A 24,934-nucleotide genomic window follows, 5' to 3' on the forward strand; every position below is an offset into this window, starting at 1 on the left:
TGCCGTTGCCGCTCAGGGGACGAGGATCGCGCGTCCCCGGACCCGGCCCGCGTCCAGGTCGGTGAGGGCGTCCTGGAAGCGGTCGAGCGGATAGGGGGTGGTGTGCAGGCGGACCCGCCCCTGGGCGGCGAGCACCATCAGCTCGCACAGGTCGTTGTAGGAGCCGACGAGGTTGCCGATGAAGTTGATCTCGTTGGAGATGATGTCGATGGTCGGCACGTCGATGTTCTCGCCGTACCCGACCACGTGGTAGTCGCCCGCGCGGCGCAGCATGCGCACCCCGTCCTGGGTGGCGCCGCCCTCGCCGACGAAGTCGATCACCACCTCCGTTCCCTGGCCGCCGGTCAGCTCCAGCACCTGCTCGACCTGTTCTCCGTCGGCGACGACGCCGTGGTCGGCGCCGACGGAGCCGGCCAGTTTCACCGCGTCGGGGTTGCGGTCGACGACCACGATCTCGGCGGCCGTCAGGGCTTTGAGAACCTGCACGCCGATGTGCCCGAGCCCGCCGGCGCCGATGACCACGCAGCGGTCGCCGGGCCGCAGCCTCCGGGCCGCCTTGGCCACGGCGTGGTACGCCGTGAGGCCGGCGTCGGCCAGGGCGGCGACATCGGCCGGCTCCAGGGAGTCGTCAAGGCGGACCACGCTGCGGGCGGAGGTCTTCAGGTACTCCGCGTAGCCGCCGGCCGTGTCGATGCCGGGGAAGAGGCTCTGCTCGCAGTGGACGTCGTCACCGGACCGGCACGCCCGGCACAGCCCGCAGGTGATCAGCGGGTGGACGATGACCTTGTCGCCCTCGGCGACGTTGGTGACGGCGCTGCCGACCGCATGCACCCAGCCTGCGTTCTCGTGCCCGATCGTGTAGGGCAGTGTGACCCCGGACTTTTCCGCCCACTGCCCTTCCAGGATGTGCAGGTCGGTCCGGCACACACCGGCGCCGCCGATTCTGACGACCACGTCGTACGGGCCGGTGACCGAGGGTTCCGGCACGTCGTTCATCTCGGGATTGCGGCCGTAGCCGACGACCTGGACTGCCTTCATGGGGCCTTCTCCCTGGCAAGGGGGGCGGGCCGCGGATCCGTGGCCCGGGGGGACTGGTCGGTCGCGGCCTGCGGGTAGCGGGTCCGCAGCAGACCGCGGCAGAAGTGGGCATTGCCGTCGATCGAGATGCGGACCGCGCGGGCGTACCGCAGCCGCAGCGGAACCTCGCCCGGCGGGAAGGGGTGCCCGTCATCGTCGACGAGGACGGGCTCCGACGGTGCCGTGCCCAGTCCGAGCGCCTCGCGCCGGCGCAGCAGCGCGCGGGTCTCGGCGGTGTCGGGCAGGTCGCCGAGCACCACGTCGTGCAGCTTGTCTTCGGTGAGTGCGGGGGCCTGCCGCAGCAGCGCGGTGACGGCCCGCTCCATCGCCGCGGCGTGGGCCTTGCGCCGGAAGACGAGCCGCAGCTGCTCCAGGCTCTCCTCGGCCTCGTCGCCGAACGTACCCCGGTACCCGGCATCGGCGGCCAGACCGCGGTTGATCAGATCGGAGTCGTGGTGGTCGTCGAGCAGGACCGTGACCGGGCCGGCATCCGGCAGGGCGGCCAGGACGTCCTTGGCGTCGGAGGCCATGAGGTAGGCGAAGTTCGGGGAGCAGAAGGAGGTGGGTAGCCGCAGGTGCACCGTCAGCCCGCCGCCGAGGTCGGCCTCGACGGACCGGACGAAGCCAAGGTCGGTGATGGGTTCGTCCAGTTCGGGGTCGAGGACCGCGTTGAGCGCCTGCCTGGCCCGCTGCTCCAGGGTGGCCATGTCACGTCTCCGTGGGCTGCGCCGCGACGGAGGCGGCGCCAGCCGGGCCCGCGGCCTCGCTCGCGGCCGGGCCCGGGGCGGTGGCCGCGGCCTCGGCCCCGGCGGGCACCGGGATACCGTACATGGCCGCCGCGTTCAGGCCGAGGATCTTCCTCTTCTGGTCGGTGGTGATCGGCGGGTACTCGTCCTGCATGTCCTCGGGGATCTGGAAGGCGACAAAGCGTTCGATCAGCCAGCGGGGCGTCCACAGCGCGTAGTCACTGGAGAACTGGATGCGGTTCTCGTCCAGCCAGTACAGCAACTCTCCGATGATCTGCGCGAAGTAGCGGGGGCGGGTGTGGATGAACGGGATGGCGACCGCGAGTCCGGCGTGCACGTTGGGCTCCTGGGTGGCGATCCAGCAGAAGTCCTCCAGCCGGGGCAGCCCGCAGTGCTCGACGACGAAGTTCAGCTCCGGAAAGTCCGTCGCGGCCTTGTCCACGTCCGCGACGTCGAAGGCGTCCCGGTCCAGCGGCCGGATCGTCGGCCCCTTGTGGACGTGGATGTTCTTGATGCCCAGTTCCTGGGCCATCTCCAGATAGCGGTAGGACCACGGGTCGTCCAGCTTGTAGCCGCGCGAGTCGCCGTGCCACTCCGCGGTGTACAGCTTGGCACCCTTGAGCTGGAACCGGTCAGCGTCGCGCCGTAGCTGGTCCAGGCCACGCTCCTCATACCGGGGATCCCAGCAGTGGTTGTAGGTCAGCTTGTCGGGATGTTGCCGGGCCAGCGCGAAGGCCTCCTCCGTCTGCCCGAAGCCGTTGCGGTAGAAAGCGCGGAGCAAGGCAGGCTGGAAGATCGCGTGGTCCACGTACCCGTCGAGGAAGAGGTCCTTCATCAGCCGCTGCCCGCCGTAGTAGAGGTACTCCTCGTACGGCCACACCTCCGATTCGGGGCTGAGATTGCGGTGGTAGTCGTAGAAGCAGTCGATGAACTGCTTGCCGTGGATGTTGAGCTGGTTCTCGGGGCGTGCGTCCCACAGCGCGATGTGCGCGTCCACGATGAAGAAATTCTCGCCGTCCTTGCTGTACACGTCGGCCTCCGTCCCTCTGAATGCCTCGTGCCACAAAAACGACGGTAGGCACGGAGCAGAGAGACTGCGAGTCGTAGCTGTCTCACTGTGAGACGACCGGCCGCGAGCGCCTCCCGGCCACCGCGATGAGCCTGCGGGAAGTGAGAGAGAGGGCTCTTCACGGAAATCGATGAGGACCTTGAGAGTGGCGCGGCACCACTGCCCGCCGCACACGCGGCGACCTCGGGTCCGCCGTCCTCCCGCGGCACGCCTGGACCGGCCCCTGCGGCGGCGGCACCCCTGCTTCTGGAGCGGGAACGCCGACACCTGGGGCCCTGACGGAACCATGTTTCCGGCATCTGGAACAACGGCTATGCCGTCAAGCTCGACGCCGTCGACCTCCACTCCGGCGTAGCAGACACCGAGCACTCGCATGCACAAGCCGAGACGGCTTCTGGAACCGACACCCCCCACCCCACGGGCCCAACGGCGCAGGGGGCGGAGCCGCCGGGCGTCGGGCGTCGGGCGTCGGGCGTCGGGTGAGGACGCCCCGCCGCCCAGGGATCCGCTGCCAGTCCATGCCGCCATCCGGCGAGGTACGGAGGCACGGACCGGGTTCCGTGGACGAGGGGCTTGGATAGGTACTAAGCGACTGCTTAGTACCTAGCTCAGGGTGGGAACAGCCTGCCCGCGCCGCGCCCTCAGGAGCCCATGTTCTCCCTCTCCGGCAATCCGCCCTCGTGACCGGCGGTTCCCGCGGCATCGGCCTGATGATCACCCGGGGCCTGGTCGAAGCAGTAGCCAAGGTCTACGTCAGCACCCGCAAGGCGGAAGCCTGCGAGGAGGCCGTGCTCGCGCTTTCCGCTCCCGGCCAGGCGGTCGTACTGCCCGCCGACCTGTCTCGCGAGGAGGAGTGCCACCGACTCGCCGCGGACATCGGCGAGCGCGAGGAGCGGCTGCACATCACGGTGAACAACGCCGGCGCCGCCTGGGGCGCGCCCCTGGACGAGTTCCCGGTCAGCGGCTGGCACAAGGTGATGGACCTCAACCTGCGCAGCTTGCTGCTCACCCAAGCTTGCCTGCCAAAGCTGCGCGCTGGCGGGTCGACGGAGGACCCTGCGCGGATCATCAACGTCGGATCCATCGACGGCCTGCACCTCAGCCAGGCCCGGCCTACTCCTATGCGGCCAGCAAGGCGGGCCTGCACCTCCCGACCCGCGTTCTGGCCAAGGAGCTCGGGCCACAGGGCATCACCGTGAGCGCCATCGCGCCCGGCCCCTTCGAGTCGAAGATGATGGCCACGACCCTGGACGCCATGGGCGAGGCGATCGCGGAGGCGGCTCCGCTGATATGCGACTCAACCGCTGTGCAGGACAACGTCGGCGAGGTCGTCTGCGAGACCCAGCGTGACGACGAGCTGGCGCATGTGAGCCGCCCGAGATCTGGGCCGGAATGGACCTTGGCAAGGAACATCACCACTGCGTGGTGGTCAATGAGCGGGGCGGACGCGCCCTCTTGCACGCCGAGCCACCGTCACGAACGCAAGGCCTGCCGTTCCCTGACCTTCACCGCCCTCGCAGCCACGCTCATCTGCTACCGCAGTCTGACCAAATGAAATGACCCGCCCGTGAAAGGTGGGCCATCAGAGTGAAGCTGTGGCTACGGCCGGAATGGGCTTTCATGACGGGGTATGCATGTATGCATTTGCCATAGCGTCGATAAAAAGAAAGCCTATTTATAGGAGTGGACTGGCATGCCCGACCACGCACAGCGGCGACGGGCGACCGCCTGGATGCGGACAACTGCCGTCGAGGAGGTCGACGCCGCCCGCGCCTCAGCTGCCCTACGCGACACATCCGGTGACTCCCTGGTGGGGGATGACATCGCCGATGGCGGCTGCGGACCCGGTTCCACTGCGCTGGAGCCGGGACGGCTGTACCGCAGGATCAGCGGCAGGGAGGATCGGGCGCGGCCCGTCAGTGATGAGGAACTGGCGGCGCTGGGCGACCCGATGGCGGTCGAGTTCTTCCGCGTGGGCACCTTTCCGACCACCGTGCAGGAACTGCTGTCCAAACTCCCCCCCACGGCCGCCGCCTCCCGCAAGGTGTATCTGGTCAGCGAGTCCGGGCAAATCCCACCGGATGCCATCGGCGAGCGTGACATGCGGTTCGCGATCACCACCGCCGTGGGAGGCAGTCAGGTCGACCTTCTGGTCAGCACCCAGGCGGGCGGCGACCCCAGGCAGGGATTCCTTCAGGTCGCGGCGTGGGATCCCGGGGCGAGGGTCTTCAACTTCTATGCCCGGTTCGAATCCAGCTGGGTATGGGCGGGCCACTCCTGGCATGCGCTGGAGCCGGACACGCGGGGCAAGGGCTGCTTCGACAGTCACGTCAACGGCAGCGCCGTGATGAAGGAGCTGAGAATCCCCTGGATCAACTGGCAGTCAGAGCGGGCCGTGATCCGGCTCGCCGAGGATGACCCGCTGCGCCATGACCAGCTGTACCAGCAGGTCATCGGAGCCGAGCGGCTGGAACTGACCGTCAGGTCCCTCATCACCCGGTGGACGGCCGCCCGCCTGGCTGCGGTGACCGCGAACGGCGTGGTGGACCACCCCGACCGGCTGCTGCGTCACCTGTTCACCAGCACCACGGTCAACCTCACCAGTACAGACCGGCAGAGCAGCACCATCACGGCGGACAGTCCAGACCTGACGCTGCCCGTAGGCTTCTGGCTGAACCAGGACGTCCTGTTCGACGACCTTCGACTGTCCACGCAGGCCGCCCCGCCGAGGGCGCAGGCCGCCCGGTACCTGGCTGGCCTGACGCGGTTTGACTTTCGGCTGGAGGAGAAGTCCAGTGGCTTCTCCCAGCCAGGTGACACGTTTTTCGCGTTCGTTGTCCCCGAGGCTGCCCACGAGGACAACGAGGTGGTCCGGCAGATGGTCCGCAAGGGGCTCATCTCGGCCAGGTTCGCAGCCTGCGTCCTGATGGTGGACTTCTTCAACCCTGTCTTCAGCCCAGCCCGCAGTCTCCTCATGCAGTACGTGCCGACCACTCCGACCAAAGCGGCGGAGTTGTGTGACAAAGTCACCCAGGCCATCTTGGACGCCGCGCGAACGCGAAACCTGCCGGCCGACAGTCCCGAGGTCCGCTTCGCCGCGCACTGGCAGGTACTCGAAGACGCCTGGCAAACAGTGTTCGGACAGCGGGTGGACTCCTATCTGCGCAAGGTCACCCAACAGATCCAGACCGCATCCGGATTCGCCGACTACGTCCGGCTGGCCGAGTCCCGCCGTCGTCAATTCCGCCTCATGAAACTGAATGAGTTCGAGCTCACCCTGCCGGTCACCAACATTCCCCCCGGTGCACCACCGCTGGCGATGCGCGAGGACGCCACCGTCGCAGAGCTGCCATGAAGCCGCCCCCTCATCAGCCGACACGGCATCACCATCAGCGGCGCTACCGGCCGCTGCGTTCCGCCCCTCCGCCCTCACGAGCAAGGAGAACGCCATGGCCACAGTGGATGCCTACGGGCCTCCCGGCAACCTCGACGATCTGGACGACTTCGGCCGCAAGGCCTGGAATACATTCATCTCCGACACGGTCGACGAGGCCATTGCGGGCCCCGACCCCCAACAGGTCCGCAACGACAGCCCGAGACCGCAGTTCTACAACCTGACCCGCACGGACACAGCTTCGGACGTCCAGCGCGCCTCCATCACATGGACCGCGTTCCCCCGCATCATTAAGATCACCTCCGTTGGCGACCTCCAGCGATGGCAGCGCGCCGACGCCAGCCGTGACGTCCAAGACGAGTATTGCGAGTGGAGCGTCACCCGGGAAGCCTCAGGAAAGATCGCCCAAGTCACGTTCACCTGTGAAGGTCCCGAGTATTGGGAGATCCTGGCGCAGACGAACCCGGACAAGGTGGTCGAGCTCTACCACAGATTCATCAGCCCAGACGTGCGCAAGGAGGATCTGTTCTCCCCCAGCGGCAGATACCAGCCGCGCAACAAGTGGAACAACTCCACGAGTCACGGCGCCATGTACTTGATCCAGCAGAACAATACCCTAGGCGCAGAAATCGAATTGGCTGCGGCAGCCACCATCCGGCGCGTCATCAACGGACAGGAGCTGACCACTGAGCAGGAGCTCATCACCTGCAGCAAGTACGGTGCCGCAGAACGCAACAGCGATCCCCATATCGGCGCCGGAGTCAACGCCTTGGCCCGTCAGAAGGCCGACATCAGCCTCGCCGACCCAGTGGGCCTGTACTTCGACGACCTGTCGACAGATGGCTGGGAGACCCCGGACGGCTCCGACCCCAAGAGCTACTGGACCTATTTGAGAGGCGACTCGGAACACCGTGTCCGGGCCGTCTACGAGGTGCCCCCGGACAAAGGTTTCAGCGTCGGGGACATCACCATCGGCGGTAGGCCCATCGAGTTCGGAGCCCAGATCGCGGACTTCATCACCATCAGGCTCACCGGCGTCGCCTGCCGCTTCGACGACTCCACGGCTCAGCCACAGACCGCCTGTAAAGAGTTCCCCGCGGTTGACATGCGGGAAGAGGGCTTCGGCGCAGCCGCGTTCTCCGCCTCCGGCGGCTTCTTGGATCCCCGCCCCACCCTCTCTCACCGCTCCTCCCGCATCACCTGACCACTTCCGTCGCCGAGCGCGTCGCGCTTCACCAGGCGCGGTATGTCGAACACGGAACTTGTGGTGCGGCCTGCGGATAACCCCTGACCGAGCCCGCTCAAGTCGCGGGTCCAGCGACGGGGCTGTGGACCGGACCCGTCGTGCGGCGAGCGACAGTGGCACCGATGCTGGGACAGGCCCGTGACCGTCTACCCACGCCAGGAGCCTTGCCCGGCGGCCTGGTCCACCAGGCGAAGTTATGGCCGAGGTTTGGCCTTGTGCGTTGCCCACGACGGAAACGGCTCGCGGGCGCACCGGCGTGGTAAGCCCCCGACCCCGACGTCGTCGCCGCCGTCCCGGACCGGGTGTCTTCGCCTGCCGGGCCCGAAGGGCCGGGAAGATGGGTCCATGCGTGAGTGGTGCGGCGGCCGACGATCTTGCGCCCCCGGATGGTGAGCGTGTGCACTTCCCAGCAGGTCGGTCGTGCCGGATCCTTCGACGCGGCGCGGGGCCATCTCCGCCTCGAACTCCTCGACGAGCATGAGGTGTTTGCCGTCGCGCCGCGAGCCGCTGCGAACGGCTGATCGTGCCGGACACCGTATAGGTGGCCTGGGGCGTGCCCATGCAGATCTTCACTCGGGGGCTCCTGATCGGTGATCGGCGGCACGCGCCGCTCGTCGGTTCTGCGGTAGTCGCACAGGCCTTCGCGCCATGGCACCCGGTGACGGTCACGTACACGTGAGCGTCGAGGTCGGGCCGGTTATCGGCGCCAGTGCGCACAGTGCGTTGCCGCGGCCGCAGGACCGGCAGCGTCTGCGCTCTGCGCGGCTGCGCTTCGCGGCGCGCTGGGATCCGCTGTCGCGGCGGGTCTGACCCATCACCGCTGCTCAGCGCGGATCCGGGTGCCGCGTCTGGTGTGCGGCTGGTCCATGGGGCGGGGTCTCCGTTCGGGGCCGCAAGGCACCCAACGCCACTCGCCGAACGCGGTTTACGGACCAACGGTGACGGGCGCGACGGACGGCATGACGCAGCCGGCCCCGCCTTCTCTGGTCGCAGAAGGCGGGGCCGTGGGATGAGGGTGGCCTGTCGGCAGCCGGTGTTCCGGGCCTGGCCCTCCGCTCCCGCCGGTCATGGGGTGGATGACAACTGCGCGCCGACCAGGTGGTCGACCGCAGTAAGCAGGTCGGTTGTCGGCATCGTTCCGTCGAGTACGAGATCGGCCCGATGCCGGGAGGGGGCGACGTGCGCTCGGCGGCGCTCCGAAGTGATCATGCAGGCATCGCCGGCGGCGGAGCAGGAGACACCGGTCCCCACCGCGGACTGACCGCACTGCCGCCAGCCGAGGATGATCTTGTCCTGTAACGAGGGTCGGCTCAGGTCCGGGACGGGCGCTTCGTAAAACGTTCAAAGTACAACGGTTCGATTTCTGTACGCGCCAGGGGCTGACACCGGGGTCCTGGTGCGCGATAACGTGCGCGCTCGGCCTGATCATCTTCTGTCCGGGGACTGTTATGCCTGATCCTTCCATGCCGCCGGACGACCGGCCGACGTCGCCCGTGAGGCCCTGTGTGACGGCCGAGTCGTCGGCCGGGTCCTTGAGACGGCGTCTGGTGCTGTCGTCCGTACTGCCGCCGAGCGTGGTCACCGTGACGGGTGCGGTGGCCACCGCGCTAGTCGGCGATGGCCGCCTTGACCAGGCGTACCAGGGCGCTGTGTTCGGTGGCGTCGTGCTCATCGGGACCATGGCGGCCGCGATCGCGGGCATGCGGGCTTCGGCGGAAGCACGAGCAGTCACCGAGCACTGGGCGGAGCTGTCCCGCGCAGCCGACCGAAACCGTGCCGAGCTGACCGAGTTGACCCGTGCCACAGCCGAGGGCAGAGCCGAGCTGGAGTCGCTGTGCCGTCGTCTGCGGGCCGGGGAGCGCCCTGTGCGGGGCCGGCCGCAACTCCCGCCGCAGACCGGCCCCGACCAACTCTCCCGCCTGGGATTCGAGATCGCCGTGGCCCGGCACGAGGCGGAGGCAGCCCTGCTGGAGACCGCCGCCTCCGCCATCGGCGCGGAACACCACTCCCGGCTGGAGCAGTTCGAGGTGTTCGCCAACCTGGCGCGCCGTCTGGAGTCCCTGGTGCACCGCGAGATCGGCTTGCTGGATGACCTGGAGAACGAGGTCGAGGACCCCGACCTGCTCAAGGGGCTGTTCCGGGTGGACCACCTGTCCACCCGGATCCGCCGCTACGCCGAGAACCTGGCCGTGCTCGGCGGCGCGAACACCAACCGCCAGTGGACCCGCCCCGTCAGCCTGACCGACGTACTGCGCTCCGCCGTCGCCGAGATCGACCAGTACGCCCGGGTCAAGCTGATCCCGCCCGTCGAGGGATCGGTCAGCGGCCACGCCGTAGTCGACGTCGTCCATCTGCTGGCCGAGCTGCTGGAGAACGCGACGGTCTTCTCACCGCCCCAGACCACCGTGCACGTACGGGTGGAGCCCGTCGCCGCGGGGGTGGCGATCGAGGTCGAGGACCGGGGCCTGGGCATGTCCCCGGCCGAGCGCGGTCAGATGAACACCGTCTTGAGCGCACCCGACAAGGTTGCGCTGGGCGAACTGCTGCAAGACGGCCGGATCGGCCTGTACGTGGTCTCCGTCCTGGCTCGGCGACACGACATCGCCGTGCAGTTGCAGAGCAACGTCTACGGGGGCACACAGGCCGTCATGGTGCTGCCCGAAGCACTGCTCGGTCCGCAACCGGCAGCTTCCGCGCCGGCGCCCCACACCGTCCCGGCCCCCGAGGCGGAGCCGCACGACCGGACGGAGACCGAGGCGGTGGACCTCCCGGCGACGGACAGGACCGTCGTCGCGGATCCGAGCGTGTCAGATTCCGCACCCGGGCCCGCCCCGGCCCCCTCCGACGGCGAGGACGACCGCCCGCGGCTGCCTCAGCGCCACCGTCAGGACCACGCCACCGAAGTGCCGCAACCGGTCCGCGGCGCCGGTGCTGCCCAGGACATCGAATACGACCCCGGCCTCATGGCCGCATTCCAGACCGGACTACGCAAGGCCGAGGAAGCGGAGACGCCCTGATGGCCGCAGCCGCCCTGAAGGCCCAGGGTCCGTACAGCGAAACGTTTCCTTCTGCCGAATAGGAGTACACGATCGTGGCGAGCGAAGACCTTTCCTGGCTGTTGGCGGGTCTGGTGAACCGGGTGCCGCACACCCGAAGCGCGTTGTTGCTGTCCTCGGACGGGCTGGTGAAGGCAGCGGAGGGGCTCGATAAGGACGCCGCGGACCAGTTGGCCGCGCTCGCCAGTGGCCTGTACTCGTTGGCGCGCAGCGCGGGCCGGCACTTCGACGACGGCGGTGACGTGCGACAGATCGTGACGGAGCTCAGCACCTCGCTGCTGTTCGTCTCGTCCGCCGGGCACGGCGCGGTGCTGGCGGTGCTGGCCGGACGCGATGCGGACGCGGCGGTACTGGGCTACGAGATGGGCATGATGGTGAAGAGCGTACGTCCGCACCTGGCCACACCGTCCCGGCGCCCGGTGGGGTGACCGATGACGCCGGTCCTCCCAGACGGACCGCAGCTCGACGAAGCGGCCGGGCGGCTGGTCCGTCCCTACACGGTGAGCGACGGCCGGACCAGGGCCACGTCCCACTTCACACTGGTGACCACGGTGCGGGCCACCGGCGCCCAGACGCAGGGCGTTTTCGGCCTGGAGCACGCGCAGGTGCTGGCGCTGTGCGAACAGCCCGTGAGCGTTGCCGAGGTCGCGGCCCGGATGCAGGTGCCAGCCGCCGTGGTCAAGGTACTGCTGTCCGATCTGGCCGAGGGAGGCGCGGTGGTCGCGGGTGATACCCGCCCGGCGCCCACGGGCCACTCCCCACGACATGATCGAGACCTCCTGGAAGCGATACGCGATGGCCTCCTCAAACGACTGTGACCCGCTGCCCGCCGACGTCCTGCCGGTGGGCGTCAAGGTGCTGATCGCCGGCGGGTTTGGCGTGGGAAAGACCACCTTCGTCAACGCGCTCAGCGAGATCGAGCCGCTGAGCACCGAGGAGATGCTGACCGCCGTCAGCGCGGCCACGGACCGGCTGGACGGAGTGGAGAACAAGGCCACCACCACGGTGGCCTTGGACTTCGGCCGGATCACGCTCAGTCCGTCCCACATCCTGTACCTGTTCGGCACGCCCGGGCAGGAGCGCTTCTGGTTCATGTGGGACGAACTCTCCGAGGGAGCGCTCGGGGCGGTGGTTCTCGCCGACACCCGCAGGCTGGAGCACTCCTTCGCGGCGGTGGACTTCTTCGAGCGGCGCGGCATCCCCTTCGTCGTCGCCGTGAACGAGTTCGACGGGGCTCACCGCTACCGCGGGGAGGAGGTGCGGACCGCACTCGACCTCAGGCAGGAGGTGCCGGTGGTGCTGTGCGACGCCCGCGTAAAGAACTCGGGCATACGCGTGCTGCTCGATCTGGTTCAGCATCTGATCACGACAAGGAGTTCCCATGGCAGCGACACAGACCAACCCACCGTCCGGGCCTGAGTCCGGGATCGCCCTGCGCCATCTGCTCCTCCCCCCGGAGGACCCACAGGTGAGCGCCCGTTCCGAGCGGCTGCGCGAGCTGGGCATCGATGCTCGTCCGGACGCCGAACTCGACGCCTTCGCACGGGAGCTGGCACAACGCACCGGCGGCTGCTACGCCGGGGTCAACTTCTTCCTCGACGCAGACCGCCAGTACTTCGCGGGGCTGTACAGCGCCGCGCAGGACACCACGGCTCATGTGGGGCCGCCGTTGCTGGAGGAACCGGTACCCGGCCGCGTCATGCCCCGCGACATCGACATGGGCATCTGCCCGCACGTGGTCAAGCGCCGCCGGGCGCTGGTGCTGGAGGACATTCGGGACTTCCCCCGGTTCGCCGGCAACCCGGTGGTCGACGCGATCGGCGTCCACTCCTACCTGGGCGCACCGCTGATAGACAGTACCGGCGTGGTGTTGGGCACCATCTGCGTGGTCGACCAGGACCCACAGCCGTGGGGGCGCGAAGGGCTGGAAACCATCAAGGCCATGGCTGCCGAACTGGTCGGGCGCCTGGAGGAGTCGGCGAACCACCGCGGCTGACCGGCGCACTGCCGGACGCGCACGTGGCGCCCAAGCCGGTGACGGTTGCCCGGCGCCACGAACCTCCGCCGGACATCGAGCGTCTACAGGTGCGTGGGTGCGCACTGACCTCGCGCACCGAGTCGTATTCGAGGGGAACCGAACACGTCATGAAGACCAAAATGGCCACCGTGGCCCTTGCGGCGATCGTCGCCGCCGGCACCGCCGTCGCTGCCGTCCCGGCCTCGGCCGCCACCGCCAAGGCCGCGCCGACGCGTTGCCACACCGCCGATCTGAAGGCCGGTTTCGCCACCGGGGACGACGCGAAGCCGGATATGGGGCGGACCGGGAAGCAGACGCAGGCGTTCATCTGGTTCACCAACAAGAGCAACCGCACCTGCACCCTGTCCGGCTTCGCCGGTGTCGACATGGTCGGCGCCCAGAGGACCGACGGCACCTGGTCCCTGGTGCGCTCCTCCAAGAGGCCCACGAAGATCACCCTGGGGCGGGGGGACACGACGGACTTCAGCATCAACCTGCTCCCCGTTGCCAGGTCCACGCCGCAGAAGGAGAAGTTCGTGCCCGCAACGTTCCTGGTCACCCCGCCGAACGAGACAAAGCACTTCACCCTGAAGTGGCCGTTCGGCGGCCAGATCCTGAAGCAGGACGGCGCCACCCACCCGGGCACCTACCTCAACCCGGTCGGACAGTAATCCCCCGCGGCCGCGCGGTCGGGGCTCCAGGAGGGCTTTGACCGCGCGGCGCTTGTCCATCACCCGGTAGCCCTCGGCGACCTGTTCAGGAGCAGGGTGAGGTCGAAGACCCTGCCCGGCTGGATCCGGCCGGGCAGGACGCGGTCGATCAGGTCGGGCAGGAAGCGGCGGACGGGTGCCGGGCCGCCGCGCAGGCCGACCTGGGAGAAGAACAGCTCGTGTCCGTCGACGGCCACGTCGTGCGGGACGCCGACGTTGCCGCCGGGGCGGGACGAGTGCGGGGCCTGCCGCGCGGACTCGGCTGTGCCGACGCACTCCAGGGCCGAGTCCGCGACGATACCGCCGGTCAGGGCTCCAACCCTTCGGGCGAGCGGCTCGGGTCGGCGAGGTGCTCCTTCCCCCTCCCCCAGGACTGCCTCGGCCACTGCTTTGGCGCTGACGGACGCCCGCCCGCGCCGGCGCGGGTACCGACGGGGCGGCCGTCGTGTACCCCGGCCGCCGTGCCAAGGCCGCGGAACAGGACGGCATGTCCAGGGTGGGCTGGGGGGACGTTTCGGTTGCTCACCGGAACGCACGATTGCCGGTGTGCCGTCATGGGTGAGGTGACCGGACGGAGGCGTCGATCGACCTCGTGGTAGCTTCGCGGCGGAGGCTCTCAAGTGCCGGCCCCGGACGAGATGTGCGCCGTACCCGGTCTGCCAAGACGACGCACTCAGGAGACGTCATGTCCGCAGACACACCCTTCATGGATTTCGACCGCCCGGTTAGCCAGCTTCGCGAGTTGGACGTCCGCTGGATCCACGGCTCACCATCGTCCAAGCACAACACCGACCCGGACATCCAGGTCTACGCCTACGACGAGCACACCGTCATCCTGCGGCAGAACATGGCGATCGACTACGAGGCACCGTTCCTGTTCCTTCTGTTCGGCACCACACAGGCGGTGCTGATCGACACCGGAGCCACCGCGTCCGCCGAGTTCTTCCCCCTGCGCCGAGTGGTCGACGAGCTGGTCGACGGCTGGCTCGCCCGCCACCCGCAACGGGACTACCACCTGCTGGTGCTGCACACCCACGCCCACGACGATCACATCGCGGGCGACCGCCAGTTCGCCGACCGTCCTCAGACCACGGTGGTCGACGCAGACCTCACCACGGCCTGGAGACACTTCGGATTCGATAAGGACCCCAACGCCGTGGCGCGGGTCGATCTGGGAGGCCGCGTGCTCGAGTGCCTGGCCACCCCCGGGCACCACGAGGCAGCGGTCACGTTCTACGACCCATGGACCGGATTCCTGCTCACCGGCGACACGGTCTACCCCGGCCGGCTCTACGTCCAGGACTGGTCCGCCTACGCCCAGACCATCGACCGCCTGATCGAGTTCAGTGAACACAGACCGGTCACCCACGTGCTGGGCTGCCACATCGAGATGACCACCGAACCAGGCATCGACTACCCGGTCCGCACCACCTACCAGCCCCACGAACCCCCGCTCCAGATGACCACCGGCCACCTGCACGACATCCGCGCCGCGCTCAACGAGATCGGCGACCAACCCCGCCGACTCCCCTACCCGCTCTTCATCATCTGCCCAGGCGACTGAGCCACTGGCCCGACCCGGGGCCGGTCATGGAGACGGGGCCGGCGCCCGTCCTCGACGGGTGGACTGTCCGGATGGCCTCCCGGAGGAGCGAAGCCGATACTTGCGACAGGGCCGTGATCGTCGCCGTGGGCGCGTTCTTGATGACGCTGATCGGCGGCGTCGTCGCGCAGCGTATCGGCGACCGCCGACACCTCGTGCTGGGGCTGGCCGCCGGGCTGATGCTCGGCGTGGTCGTCTTCGACCTGCTGCCGGAGGCGCTCAGCGCCCAGCCGCATCAGATCTTCCATGTGCCCACCGCACTGGTCCTGATGGCCTGCGGCTTCCTCGCCATTCACGTCGTGGAGCGGTCGGTCGCGATACACCGTGCGCATGAGGGTGAGTACGCCAGCCACGAGCACGCTCACGCCGTCGGCCGCCGCCACGGCCACGACACGCCCAGCCCTTGGCGTGGCGGCGGCCGGCGCGCTCATCGTGCACAGCCTGCTCGACGGCTTCGCCATCGGCGCCGCCTTCCAGGCCGGCTCCGGGCTCGGCGCGGTGGTAGCCGTCGCCGTCATCGCGCATGACTTCGCGAACGGTTTCAACACCTATACCCTCACCCGGCTGTACGGGAACGAGCGACGCAAGGCGATCGCCCTGCTGGCCTGCGACGCCGCCGCACCGGTGGTCGGTGCGGCACTCACCTTGGCTATCACCATCCCCACCGGGGTGCTCGGCCTGACCGGCTGATCGTCGGGTCGGCTATGCCTGAAGGAACTCGAGGATGACGGGGTTGAGGACGTCCGGGTGGACGGACAGCATCCCGTGCGGATACCCCTCGTAGGTCTTCAAGGTCGCGTTCTGCAGGATCTCGGCGCTCTTCGGTCCCGCGTCCGCGTAGGGCACGACCTGGTCGTCGGTGCCGTGCATGACGAGCACCGGGACATCGATCTTCTCCAGGTCCTCGGTGAAGTCCGTCTCGGAGAACGCCTTGATGCACTCATAGTGCGCGTTCGCGGCGCCCATCATTCCCTGCGCCCACCACCGGTCGATGAGTCCCTGGTTCATCTCGGCGCCGGGCCGGTTGTAGCCGTAGAAGGGCCCGGACGCCACGTCGATGTAGAAACACCTCCACCGGGGTCCCCTCGGGGTTGCTCTCCTTCTTGACCATGACGGGCGGCACCGCCGACGCGATCACCGCCCTGGAGACGCGACCGGGCTCGGCCCGCGCCACGTAGTGGACCACTTCGCCGCCTCCGGTGGAGTGTCCGATGTGCACGGCGTCCCGCAGATCCAGCGCGTCGGTCACAGCGGCCAAGTCCGCGGCGTAGGTGTCCATTTCGTGGCCCGACGACGGCTGGCTGGAGCGCCCGTGACCACGACGGTCGTGCGCGATGACCCGGTAGCCCTTGGAGAGGAAGTACAGCAGCTGGTTGTCCCAGTCCACACAACTCAGGGGCCAGCCGTGGTGGAAGACGAGCGGTGTCGCATCTCTCGGCCCCCAGTCGACGTAGAAGATGCTCGTACCGTCCGCGGTGGTGACCGTGCTCATGGAGTATCCCTTCCGAGGGGTTGGTTCGGTTTCGTCCGCGTGTCTGCCGTACGCCTCGCGCTCTGCCGGTGGGCAGGCAGGTGTCCGGAGCCCGGACCGGTGCAGCCTGGGTACGGGAAGGCGCGCCGCGTGTCGTCTTCATCCGCCGAGCTCGTGACCCGAGTGCGCCGTGACCTGACCCAGGCCGGGTACCGCCTGGCCGATGACGACGACTACCACTCCGGGTGTGCGGATCATCACGAACGGTGTGCTGATCACCTGGGCGAAATCGGACGGCTTCACCGCCATGGCCGCCGAGCAGCACATGCTTACGAGTCCGTGAGATCCTCTCCCGGCCCGCGATGATCGCCAGCCGAGTAGCCAAGGTGCCGTGCCGCGCGGCGCACATCCCTTGCAGGTGCCGCACGGTGCGGCGACGCCAAGTCAGCGCCCTCCGTGGCCGCCTCCGTAGCCTGCTCTGCCTCCGTGGCCGCCGTAGCCGCCGTTATCGCCGTAGCCGTCGTGGCCGCCGCAGTCATCCCAGCCGCCCCAGTTGTCGCAGCTGCGGCTGTGATGGCTGTCGCTGTGAGAGTCGCCGGCCGAAGCACTTCCTGCAACGCCGATCACGGAGCCGCCGGCAATGAAGATGCCCGCCGCCGTGAGGACGCACAGACGCTTCCCGCGTTGTGCTCGCATGAGTAAACCCTTCCGTGCGGCCGCTGTGACTTCGGAGAGTCCACGGCAGGTCCTCTTAGCCGCCTACCTCGCGCGCACACGAACCGGACGCTGAGGATCATGAGGAAGAAGACGAACCCCAGCCGACTCCGCCTACGTACTGCGGCCTTTGTTATTCGACTCCGTACGTCATTCGTCTTCCGCCGTGCCAGTGGATGCATCCCAGTCGTCGACGAATCCTCCAGCCGGCTGCTCAGTGCTCGGCGACCCCGAGAAGATCACCGCCGCTCGACACAGCGGCGGCTCGCGCACGGGCCGGCCGTGCCGCGGCAAATCCGCAGGCGGGGCGCGAGCCGCGAGCTGGTGAGACCGTGGACGGGGGCGGCGCCGACGGGGCTCCGCCCACGGTGTCGTCGGCACCGTTTGACGACCCCAGATGTAACAATTATGGTTACTTCCAAGGAGGTGGTGATGTGGCGGGCAACAGTCAGCTCACCGTGGCGGCGCACGCGCTGACCTGGATCGAGCTGCACCGTCGGATCGGGGACGGAAACGCAACGTCCGAGGGGATCGCGGGCAGCGTGAACACCAACCCCGTCGTGATCCGCCGACTGCTTGGCCGGATGCGCGATGCCGGACTGGTGCAGTCCCGACGAGGCGCCGAGGCGGGGTGGGTGCTCGCCAGACCGCTGGAGAACATCACCCTGCGGGACGTGTACGAGGCGATCGAGCCGCCACCGCTGTTCGCCATGCACCGCTCGGACCCCAACCTCGGCTGTCCGGTCGGTTCCGGCATCCAGCCCGCAATGCGCCCGGTGTACGCCCGCGTCGAAGAAGCCGTCCGCACCGAATTGGACCGGATCACGCTGGCCGACGTCCTGCGGGACGTCCTGGCGTCGCGGTAACCCTCGGAAATCCCTTCCCCCCTTCGAGACGGCTCAGCACCCCGCCGGCGAACCCTCCCGCGTCGGGCCCTGCCGGACTGCGACGTATTCGACCTTCGAGGTCAGCCATGGCCCTTATAGAACTGGAGTTCCTATCATGGGACAGCTTGACGGAAAGACCGCCGTGGTCACCGGCGGCAACAGCGGCATCGGACTGGCCAGCGCCAAGCGCTTCGCCGCCGAGGGCGCGCACGTGTTCATCACCGGCCGACGGCAGGAGGCACTGGACGCCGCACTGGCCGAGATCGGCCCGAACGCCACCGCCGTCCGCAGCGACGTCTCCGATCCGGCCGACATCGACCGGCTCTACGCCGCCGTCGCCGACCAGGGACGGCACGTGGACGTGCTGTTCGCCAACGCGGGCGGCGGTGAGTTCTCCACCCTGGAGCAGGTCACGGAGCAGCACTTCGACACCACCTTCGGCATCAACGTGCGCGGCACGCTCTTCACCGTCCAGAAGGCGCTGCCGCTGCTCAACGACGGTGCGTCGGTGATCCTCACCGGGTCCACCGCGGCGACCTCCGGTGGCGAGGCGTTCGGCGTCTACGCCGCGTCCAAGGCCGCCATCCGCTCGTTCTCCCGTACTTGGGCCAACGAGCTCAAGCACCGGGGGATCCGCGTCAATACCCTCGTTCCCGGCCCCATCGAGACACCCGGGAACGCCGGCCTCGCCCCCGACGCCGACGATGCCGCCAAATTGTGGGGCTTCTTCGCCAGCCAGGTGCCACTGGGCCGCATGGGCCGCCCGGACGAGGTGGCCGCCGCGGCCCTCTTCCTCGCCAGCGACCAGAGCAGCTTCGTCACCGGCACGGAACTCTTCGTCGACGGCGGCCTCAACCAGATCTGAAGCAGATACACGATCTCGGTGCGCCAGTAAGTCCATACCCCGACCGGCCACCGCGCCTGTGCCACCCGAGTGACCGCCACGGCCGAAGGACGTCCTGCGCATGCGGGTGCGCTGAAGGTGGCGACCGCGACGCAGGCCGGATTGCTCCCCCACACCCGGAGACGGCCCCCGCATACTCACCGTCGCACCGGGCCCGGACCGGACCTGACCGCCCACCATCGCACACAGCGTCCCCGCCCCGGATCCGTCCGGCCGCTATCCAGGCGCTGGTACTGAGGGAACCCACGTAGCCGGACAGGTGAGTCGCTTCGAAACGGACGCTGGTGTCGGTGAGGCAGTTCGAGAGGCTCTGCATGCTGCGGCTGGCTTCGGCGCGCGCTTCATGGCCGGTGCCCACCAGGCACATACAGACGGCGTTCTCCGGTCTCGCCTGCCGCTCGCCTTCCTTGTGGTGCCGTGTCCGACAGTGGCCGGGACGGTCTACCGTGTCGCGTCATGACGGTCTTGGTCATCGGCGGCAGTGGCTTCCTGGGCACCGAGTTGATCCGGCAGGCGGCAACGGCCGGGCACGCTACGGCCGCGACCTTCGCGACCAGGCCCGGCACCGCTTCCCACGCCGCGTGGTACCCACTTGACCTGCGGGATCCTGGACGCGTGGAGGCCGTCATGGCCGAAGTCGGGGCAAATCTTGTCGTCAACGCATCGAGCGGCGACGCCGACTGGGCGGTAACGGCGCAGGGGCCCGTCCGGCTGGCGATGGCAGCGGCGAAGTACGGAAGCCGCCTGGTCCACGTGTCCAGCGACGCGGTGTTCTCCGGCGCCCGAGTCCACTACGACGAGTCGTGCCTCCCTGACCCCGTCACCCCCTATGGTGCGGCGAAGGCGGCAGCGGAGACCGGGATCCTCCTCGTGCATCCGCAGGCCGTCGTCGCCCGCACGTCCCTGATCATCGGCGACGGGGATTCCGAGCATGAGCGCCTCGTGCATGAACTGGCCGCCGGTACCCGCGACGGCGCCCTGTTCACCGACGACATCCGCTGCCCGGTACACGTCGCCGACCTGGCCGCCGCCCTTCTGGAACTGGCATGCGGCGACGCGGCCGGCGTCCACCATCTCGCAGGGCCCGACGCCGTGAGCCGTCACGAACTCGGCATCCTCGTCGCCAGACGTGACGGCCTGGATGCCTCCCGGCTGCCCACGGGCCTGCGGGCCCACAGCACACTGCCCGGCGCCCTCGACGTGCGCCTCGACAGCCGAGCCACCCAGCGGAACCTACGCACCACACTGCGCGGCGCCCACCAGTTCTGCACCACACCAGCGTGACCCCTCAGCCGGCACACGTGCACGTCCGCGTGCCGGAGCGCGGCACGCCGGTGCCGTCCGGCACCGGCGTGCCTTGCCGGGAAGGGTTTTTGTTCCACGACCGCGGAGACGGCGGTCAGCGAGACAAACTCGGGAGCATGGATCAGCAACCAAAGATCCAGAACCGCGACACTCACGGCGCCGTGCGCGGTCTGCAGGCGTTGGTGACCATGCGCCGTGCGGCATGTCGTCGAGAGTGACCGTCAGCTCCGGGGTGGAGAGTGCAACCACCCAGCTGACCCTGCTGTCCTAGGAGATATGACTCCCCCCTGGCCGCCGCCCTGGGATCACTGCGACGTAGCGACGCCGGACCCGTGCTCTGGCGCGCGGATCGGCAGTCACACGAAGTGCCTGGCCCACCTCGCACCCGCCGACCGTGCCACCTACCTGGCCGGCCTCGTCCCCGGCGCCGACATCAACCTCTGTGGCACTCGTATCACCGCCGCGCTTCTTGGCCAACTTCTTGCCGCGGTCCGCCTTGACGGGCGTCCCCGGTTAGGGGAAGTCGACTTCAGCCATGCTGACTTCCCCGACGGTGCGGACTTCATCAACGTCGACTTCACGGGAAGCAACGCGAACTTCTATCTGGCTTCCTTCGCAGGCTTAGCCTGCTTCAACGGCTCCCTCTTCACCCGCGGCGTCAACTTCCACGACACGACGTTCTCTGAGGCTGTCTTCCTCGGCATGATCGTCAACGGAACCGCCTCCTTCGTGGGCGCGCGATTCAGTGGCGACGCCCGCCTTGAGAGCGTGACGTGCAGACATGTCCTAGCCCTCTCGACCGCGAAGTTCGAGGGACCGGCACGAATCGATGCGGCTGCGGAGCGCGTGACGTGCCAACAGACACGGTGGGATGCGACCGCCTCGCTGACTTTGCGATACGCGGATCTCGACCTCACCGGCGCCATCATCACCCAGCCCTTCGCCGTCTCGGTCAGTCCCTTCGCCCGCCCCGCAGAAACCGCCTGGTTCAGCACAAGAACTCCGAAGGTCCGTGTCGTATCCCTGGCCGGTACCGATACGACGCACGTGCTCCTGACCGGAATGGACCTACGAAGCTGCCGATTCGCCGGTGCGATGCATTTGGACCTGTTGCGCCTGGAAGGGAGCACACTTTTCGCCCTCCCGCCGACCGGCGTCCACTGGCGACGTGGGGTGCCGCGATGGTGGTCCCAGCGCCGCGTACTTGCCGAAGAACACGCGTGGCGCGCCCTCCAGCAGCCGCCCGTCAACCCGGATGCTCCCACGACCCACGAGTGGCAGCCAGGACCACGCCACACCACGCATCCAGCGCGCACGCCCAACCCCGACGTCTTGGCCCCCCTGTACCGGGCGCTGCGCAAGGGCTCCGAGGACGCGAAGAACGAACCGGACGCGGCCGACTTCTACTACGGCGAAATGGAGATGCGCCGTAACGACCCCACGCGCCCCCGCGGAGAACACATCCTGCTCATCCTGTACTGGGCGCTGTCCGGCTACGCGCTCCGTGCCTCGCGCGCCCTGTTCTGGCTCATTCTCGCCATGACCTGCAGCTTCTTCGCCCTCATCCTGTGGGGCCTGCCCAATGCTGACCCCAAGCCGCAGATCACCGGCAGACAGACCGCCGTCGGCCAAGATGTCCAGCTCACCGTCGACAACCCCGACCCGACGCTCACCACCGGTTACAGCGACCGCATCACCTGGAAACGCGCCGAGAAAGCCCAACGCGTCCTCCTCAACAGCGTCATCTTCCGCTCCAGCGGCCAGAACCTCACCACCGCCGGAACCTATGTCGAAATGGGCTCGCGAATCGCCGAGCCCGTCCTCCTCGGCTTCGCCCTCTTCGCCTTGCGCGGCCGCATCAAGCGATGACGTGTGGTGGCAGCGACTTCGGCCCGGGGGGTGCCCCGATCCGCGCGACCGTGTCCGGCACCCGGCATGATCGTTACCATCACGGCCCGAGCACACCGGTGCCGTCGCTCTTCGCCTTCGTCAGCTAGCCGACGGCCTCCCTAGTGCTGTGACCGAAAACGATCACCGGCTCAGGATGGTGCCCCCGGTGACAGCCCGCAGTGGGGCGACGGCACAATGACGCTGTGGATTCGACCAGCCAGATCATCGTCGCCTTGGACTGCGACAACCGCGCAACCGCCGAAGCCGTCGTCAAGCGGCTGGGCGACGAGTGCCGTTTCTACAAGGTCGGCCTGGAGCTGCTCACGGCTGTCGGCCCGGACATCGTCGAGTGCCTCGTAGCGCAGGGCAAGGAGGTCTTCTTGGACCTCAAACTCTTCGAAATCCCGAACTCGGTTGCTGGTGCGGTGCGCGCCGCGGGAGCACTGGGCGTGTCCATGGTGACCGTGCACGCCATGGGCGGCAGGGGCATCCTGTCCGCCGCGGTCGAGGCCGCACGAGACTTCCCCGGACTGCGCGTTCTTGCCTTGACCGTGGTCACCAGCATGACCGACGCGGATCTTGCCGACATCGGCATCGACGATGCGACGGATGGGCAGGTGCTGCGGCTGGCCCGTCTGGCGCAGAGGGCCGGTTGTCACGGGGTGATCGCCTCGCCGCTGGACGTCACCGCGCTGCGGAGCGTCCTGGGTCCCGATGCCCTGATCGTCACTCCGGGCGTCACGTTGTCCGGCGAATCCCCGGCCGAGCATGCCCGGCCCGACACACCACGTGCCGCCATCACGGCCGGGGCCTCACATGTCGTCGTCGGCCGGTCGGTCACACGCGCCGTGGACCCGGCATCGGCATTTCGTCGCATCCGCGCTGACCTCGTACCGTAACCGGAGACACTCCAGGAAGAATCAGGCCGGAGTGGCGAGGGGGCGGCCACCCCAGCGGATGCCTTTCTCACTGCGGACGCGGGCGCGTTCACGTCGCTGGCGGCCAGCACATCCGGGTGACGGGCATTCTTGTTGCGCCAGCGCAGATAGTGGTGCAACTGACCTGTCTGGACGGTGTGGTTGGGGTGGTTGGAGTTGGCGAGGGTGAACTGACGTAGAAGCCCGAAGTGCGCCTCGATCGGGTTCGCCCAGGACGCGTTGGTCGGCGTGCAGCACAGTTCGACCTTGTTCCTCGCCGCCCAGCGCACGATGCGCCGGTTCTTGTGGGCGGACAGGTTGTCCAGGATCACGTAGATCGGGGCGCCGTCCGGACGGGCCGCGCGGAGCGACTTCAGGGCGGCCCAGGTGGGACGGATGCCCTTGCGACGCCGCACCACGCCCCAGAGGGTGTCGTCACCGACCGAATAGCATCCGTGGAAGTAGCGGGTCCCGTGGGTGCGGTGATACGTGGCCGGCAGCCGCTCGGGGCGGCCCTGCTCAGCCCAGCACGATCCGGTGGTCGAACGGATACCGAGCGGCCCGAACTCATCGAAGGCGAAGGTCCGGTCGGGCCGCTCGTTGATGGCGTACTCGATCCGGTCGAGCTTGGCGTCGAAGTCGGCATCGGATGATTCCTTCCAGGTCTTTGTGCGTTGGAAGGTCACTCCGCGGCGGGCCAGCAGGCATCGCAGGGCCTCGCGTCCGATCTGTATCGGGCGTGCCATGTTGCGGCGCAGATGGTTGGTGAGTTTGCGTATCGACCAGCCGGTGAAGGGTTTGCCGAGCTTTGTCGGGCGGGTGGTGGCCGTCTGGATGACGAAGTCTTCGTCGTCAGTGCTGAGCAGGCGGGGACGGCCTCCCGCCCACCGAGGGTCCAGACAGGCCAGGCCGATCTCGTTGAAGCGGTGAATCACATCGCGGACGGTGTCCTCATCGGCCTGCACCTGCTGCGCGATCACCGGCACCCGGTTCCCGCCCGCCGGGGCCAGCAGCATCATCGCGCGCCGATATCGCACCGAACTCGTACTGCCGCGACGCACGATCCGCTGCAACTTCTGCCCCTCCTGCTCGGTTAGCCCGCGCACCCTGACCGGCTGTGCCATCCCGCCCCCCGCGACGATCGGACGTGTCGTTACATCCAACCGAGGCGGTGTGGATCGGCACCAACAACCGGTGATCGTTTTCGGTCACAGCACTAGCCGGTGACCGCGATGCCACAGCAGGCGGCCTCTGTGGACTTTCCCCCACGGCCTCGGAGGCCGCCCGCCCCAGAGCAGCCCGCCCCCTTGAGCGAGCAGACACCAGCGCAGATGGCGCCCGCCCGGGATGACCCGGCGCAGCGTGGGCAGGTACGACGTAGCCCAGCGAACCCCCGCCCACCGCCCAAGCACCCCTCAGATGGCTTCCCAGACCGCTCGTCGAAGCCCCGCAACAGCCAGCGGCACCCGACCGTGCCGAGCCGCGACGAACATCTGACGCAGCTTGAAGAGGAAGTCACTCGACTCCGCCAGGCCGTCGCTCCCACGCCATCACCGATCAAGCCATCGGCGTCCTCGTCTGCCTGCACCAGCTCAACCCCGCCGACGGCTTCACCGTCCTGCGCGTGACCTCGCGGCTCGCCAACACCAAACTCCACACCGACGCCGAAGCCGTCATCACCTAGGCCCACAACCCTTGCCCACACCCCTCAAAGAAGCCCTCGACGAGGCCCTCAAGGCATAGCCGAGCGCGACACTCCCGAGAACTGATCCCTCCACCCGCCCGGGAGGGCGAGCCCGATCCCCCCTCCGCCCCGACAGGCTCCGTGCTGGCCGACCGGACTGGACTGGCGGGCGCAGCAGGCGTTCTCCGGGTCTGCGCGCTGACGGCAACCAGCGCCATGGGTGCGGACGCCCTTGAAGGCGGCC

General features: G+C 68.4%; 19 protein-coding genes, 5 pseudogenes and 1 riboswitch. Of the genes and pseudogenes, 18 read left to right on the plus strand and 6 right to left on the minus strand.

Features of this window, described 5'->3' with window-relative positions; all coding sequences use genetic code 11:
• Positions 1-12: 12 nt before the first annotated feature.
• From PV343_RS06675 to PV343_RS06685, 3 genes are read right to left on the minus strand one after another with little or no spacing between them, the layout of a single operon-like run.
• Positions 13-1,038 carry an NAD(P)-dependent alcohol dehydrogenase gene (locus PV343_RS06675; protein ID WP_319145836.1) on the minus strand — a complete coding sequence of 342 codons (1,026 nt, stop codon included), beginning with the start codon at positions 1,036-1,038 and terminating at the stop codon, positions 13-15.
• Complete coding sequence (locus PV343_RS06680; RefSeq protein WP_319145837.1) at positions 1,035-1,784, minus strand: iron-sulfur cluster assembly protein; 750 nt, start codon at positions 1,782-1,784, stop codon at positions 1,035-1,037. Before PV343_RS06680 ends, PV343_RS06675 begins: the two co-directional genes overlap by 4 nt.
• 1 nt (position 1,785) lies before the next feature.
• A complete protein-coding gene (locus PV343_RS06685; RefSeq protein ID WP_319145838.1) occupies positions 1,786-2,853 on the minus strand; it encodes an amidohydrolase family protein in 1,068 nt (355 codons plus the stop codon).
• A gap of 719 nt (positions 2,854-3,572) precedes the next feature.
• Here PV343_RS06685 and PV343_RS06690 point away from each other — a divergent pair.
• The 10 genes and pseudogenes from PV343_RS06690 (at position 3,573) to PV343_RS06735 (ending at position 13,276) form a co-directional block, all read left to right on the plus strand.
• Positions 3,573-4,447: pseudogene (locus PV343_RS06690) on the plus strand (SDR family NAD(P)-dependent oxidoreductase).
• Between the two features lie 138 nt (positions 4,448-4,585).
• Positions 4,586-6,247 (plus strand): hypothetical protein, encoded by a 1,662-nt coding sequence (locus PV343_RS06695; protein WP_319145839.1) that lies wholly within the window; start codon positions 4,586-4,588, stop codon positions 6,245-6,247.
• A 94-nt stretch (positions 6,248-6,341) separates the two neighbouring features.
• The gene (locus PV343_RS06700; protein ID WP_319145840.1) at positions 6,342-7,490 is read left to right on the plus strand and encodes a hypothetical protein; all 1,149 of its coding nucleotides are present in this window, start codon (positions 6,342-6,344) and stop codon (positions 7,488-7,490) included.
• A gap of 717 nt (positions 7,491-8,207) precedes the next feature.
• Positions 8,208-8,342, plus strand: coding sequence for a hypothetical protein (locus PV343_RS06705; protein ID WP_319145841.1), 135 nt, complete (start codon positions 8,208-8,210; stop codon positions 8,340-8,342).
• A 737-nt stretch (positions 8,343-9,079) separates the two neighbouring features.
• Positions 9,080-10,549 (plus strand): sensor histidine kinase, encoded by a 1,470-nt coding sequence (locus tag PV343_RS06710; RefSeq protein ID WP_319145842.1) that lies wholly within the window; start codon positions 9,080-9,082, stop codon positions 10,547-10,549.
• Positions 10,550-10,623: 74 nt separating this feature from the next.
• Complete coding sequence (locus tag PV343_RS06715) at positions 10,624-11,016, plus strand: roadblock/LC7 domain-containing protein (RefSeq protein ID WP_319145843.1); 393 nt, start codon at positions 10,624-10,626, stop codon at positions 11,014-11,016.
• 3 nt (positions 11,017-11,019) lie between these two features.
• The gene (locus tag PV343_RS06720; protein WP_319145844.1) at positions 11,020-11,406 is read left to right on the plus strand and encodes a DUF742 domain-containing protein; all 387 of its coding nucleotides are present in this window, start codon (positions 11,020-11,022) and stop codon (positions 11,404-11,406) included.
• Positions 11,384-12,007 (plus strand): GTP-binding protein, encoded by a 624-nt coding sequence (locus PV343_RS06725; protein ID WP_319146027.1) that lies wholly within the window; start codon positions 11,384-11,386, stop codon positions 12,005-12,007. The genes PV343_RS06720 and PV343_RS06725 overlap by 23 nt, the downstream gene beginning before the upstream one ends.
• Positions 11,970-12,584, plus strand: a complete 615-nt coding sequence (locus tag PV343_RS06730) for a GAF domain-containing protein (RefSeq protein WP_319145845.1) — start codon at positions 11,970-11,972, stop codon at positions 12,582-12,584. The genes PV343_RS06725 and PV343_RS06730 overlap by 38 nt, the downstream gene beginning before the upstream one ends.
• A 149-nt stretch (positions 12,585-12,733) precedes the next feature.
• Positions 12,734-13,276 (plus strand): DUF4232 domain-containing protein, encoded by a 543-nt coding sequence (locus tag PV343_RS06735; protein WP_319145846.1) that lies wholly within the window; start codon positions 12,734-12,736, stop codon positions 13,274-13,276.
• 21 nt (positions 13,277-13,297) lie between these two features.
• Here the strand turns inward: PV343_RS06735 and PV343_RS06740 are convergent.
• Positions 13,298-13,638: pseudogene (locus PV343_RS06740) on the minus strand (IMP dehydrogenase); the annotation flags it as partial.
• 283 nt (positions 13,639-13,921) lie between these two features.
• A riboswitch (guanidine-III (ykkC-III) riboswitch) is annotated at positions 13,922-13,989 on the plus strand.
• 11 nt (positions 13,990-14,000) lie between these two features.
• Here PV343_RS06740 and PV343_RS06745 point away from each other — a divergent pair.
• Positions 14,001-14,879: an MBL fold metallo-hydrolase gene (locus PV343_RS06745; RefSeq protein ID WP_319145847.1), complete on the plus strand. Its 879-nt coding sequence runs from the start codon at positions 14,001-14,003 to the stop codon at positions 14,877-14,879.
• 140 nt (positions 14,880-15,019) lie between these two features.
• Positions 15,020-15,596: pseudogene (locus PV343_RS06750) on the plus strand (ZIP family metal transporter); the annotation flags it as partial.
• A 24-nt stretch (positions 15,597-15,620) separates the two neighbouring features.
• On the opposite strand, the pseudogene PV343_RS06755 reads toward PV343_RS06750, so the two are convergent.
• Positions 15,621-16,410, minus strand: a pseudogene (locus tag PV343_RS06755) (alpha/beta fold hydrolase).
• 1,127 nt (positions 16,411-17,537) lie between these two features.
• Between PV343_RS06755 and PV343_RS06760 the strand changes: the two are divergent.
• The 5 genes from PV343_RS06760 to pyrF all read left to right on the plus strand — a co-directional run bounded on the left by PV343_RS06760 (position 17,538) and on the right by pyrF (position 22,988).
• A complete protein-coding gene (locus PV343_RS06760; protein WP_319145848.1) occupies positions 17,538-17,969 on the plus strand; it encodes an Rrf2 family transcriptional regulator in 432 nt (143 codons plus the stop codon).
• A gap of 136 nt (positions 17,970-18,105) precedes the next feature.
• The gene (locus PV343_RS06765; RefSeq protein WP_319145849.1) at positions 18,106-18,855 is read left to right on the plus strand and encodes a glucose 1-dehydrogenase; all 750 of its coding nucleotides are present in this window, start codon (positions 18,106-18,108) and stop codon (positions 18,853-18,855) included.
• Positions 18,856-19,350: 495 nt separating this feature from the next.
• Positions 19,351-20,178 (plus strand): SDR family oxidoreductase, encoded by an 828-nt coding sequence (locus tag PV343_RS06770; protein ID WP_319146028.1) that lies wholly within the window; start codon positions 19,351-19,353, stop codon positions 20,176-20,178.
• Positions 20,179-20,475: 297 nt separating this feature from the next.
• Complete coding sequence (locus PV343_RS06775) at positions 20,476-22,068, plus strand: pentapeptide repeat-containing protein (RefSeq protein WP_319145850.1); 1,593 nt, start codon at positions 20,476-20,478, stop codon at positions 22,066-22,068.
• Positions 22,069-22,292: 224 nt separating this feature from the next.
• Positions 22,293-22,988 carry an orotidine-5'-phosphate decarboxylase gene (pyrF, locus tag PV343_RS06780; RefSeq protein WP_319145851.1) on the plus strand — a complete coding sequence of 232 codons (696 nt, stop codon included), beginning with the start codon at positions 22,293-22,295 and terminating at the stop codon, positions 22,986-22,988.
• Between the two features lie 21 nt (positions 22,989-23,009).
• Here the strand turns inward: pyrF and PV343_RS06785 are convergent.
• Positions 23,010-24,130: pseudogene (locus PV343_RS06785) on the minus strand (IS630 family transposase).
• Between the two features lie 425 nt (positions 24,131-24,555).
• Between PV343_RS06785 and PV343_RS40330 the strand changes: the two are divergent.
• Complete coding sequence (locus tag PV343_RS40330; protein ID WP_415923465.1) at positions 24,556-24,690, plus strand: ANTAR domain-containing protein; 135 nt, start codon at positions 24,556-24,558, stop codon at positions 24,688-24,690.
• Positions 24,691-24,934 lie beyond the last annotated feature (244 nt).

Origin of the sequence: Streptomyces sp. WI03-4A (genome assembly GCF_033792105.1) — a bacterium.
In the GTDB taxonomy this organism is placed as follows: domain Bacteria; phylum Actinomycetota; class Actinomycetes; order Streptomycetales; family Streptomycetaceae; genus Streptomyces; species Streptomyces collinus_A.

What these genes read in the sequence shown, in the direction of transcription:
- PV343_RS06675 (WP_319145836.1), bottom strand. Translation starts at nt 1,038, where the DNA reads ATGAAGGCAGTCCAGGTCGTCGGCTACGGCCGCAATCCCGAGATGAAC.
- PV343_RS06680 (WP_319145837.1), bottom strand. Translation starts at nt 1,784, where the DNA reads ATGGCCACCCTGGAGCAGCGGGCCAGGCAGGCGCTCAACGCGGTCCTC.
- PV343_RS06695 (WP_319145839.1), top strand. Translation starts at nt 4,586, where the DNA reads ATGCCCGACCACGCACAGCGGCGACGGGCGACCGCCTGGATGCGGACA.
- PV343_RS06700 (WP_319145840.1), top strand. Translation starts at nt 6,342, where the DNA reads ATGGCCACAGTGGATGCCTACGGGCCTCCCGGCAACCTCGACGATCTG.
- PV343_RS06720 (WP_319145844.1), top strand. Translation starts at nt 11,020, where the DNA reads ATGACGCCGGTCCTCCCAGACGGACCGCAGCTCGACGAAGCGGCCGGG.
- PV343_RS06725 (WP_319146027.1), top strand. Translation starts at nt 11,384, where the DNA reads ATGGCCTCCTCAAACGACTGTGACCCGCTGCCCGCCGACGTCCTGCCG.
- PV343_RS06730 (WP_319145845.1), top strand. Translation starts at nt 11,970, where the DNA reads ATGGCAGCGACACAGACCAACCCACCGTCCGGGCCTGAGTCCGGGATC.
- PV343_RS06735 (WP_319145846.1), top strand. Translation starts at nt 12,734, where the DNA reads ATGAAGACCAAAATGGCCACCGTGGCCCTTGCGGCGATCGTCGCCGCC.
- PV343_RS06745 (WP_319145847.1), top strand. Translation starts at nt 14,001, where the DNA reads ATGTCCGCAGACACACCCTTCATGGATTTCGACCGCCCGGTTAGCCAG.
- PV343_RS06765 (WP_319145849.1), top strand. Translation starts at nt 18,106, where the DNA reads ATGGGACAGCTTGACGGAAAGACCGCCGTGGTCACCGGCGGCAACAGC.
- PV343_RS06770 (WP_319146028.1), top strand. Translation starts at nt 19,351, where the DNA reads ATGACGGTCTTGGTCATCGGCGGCAGTGGCTTCCTGGGCACCGAGTTG.
- PV343_RS06775 (WP_319145850.1), top strand. Translation starts at nt 20,476, where the DNA reads ATGACTCCCCCCTGGCCGCCGCCCTGGGATCACTGCGACGTAGCGACG.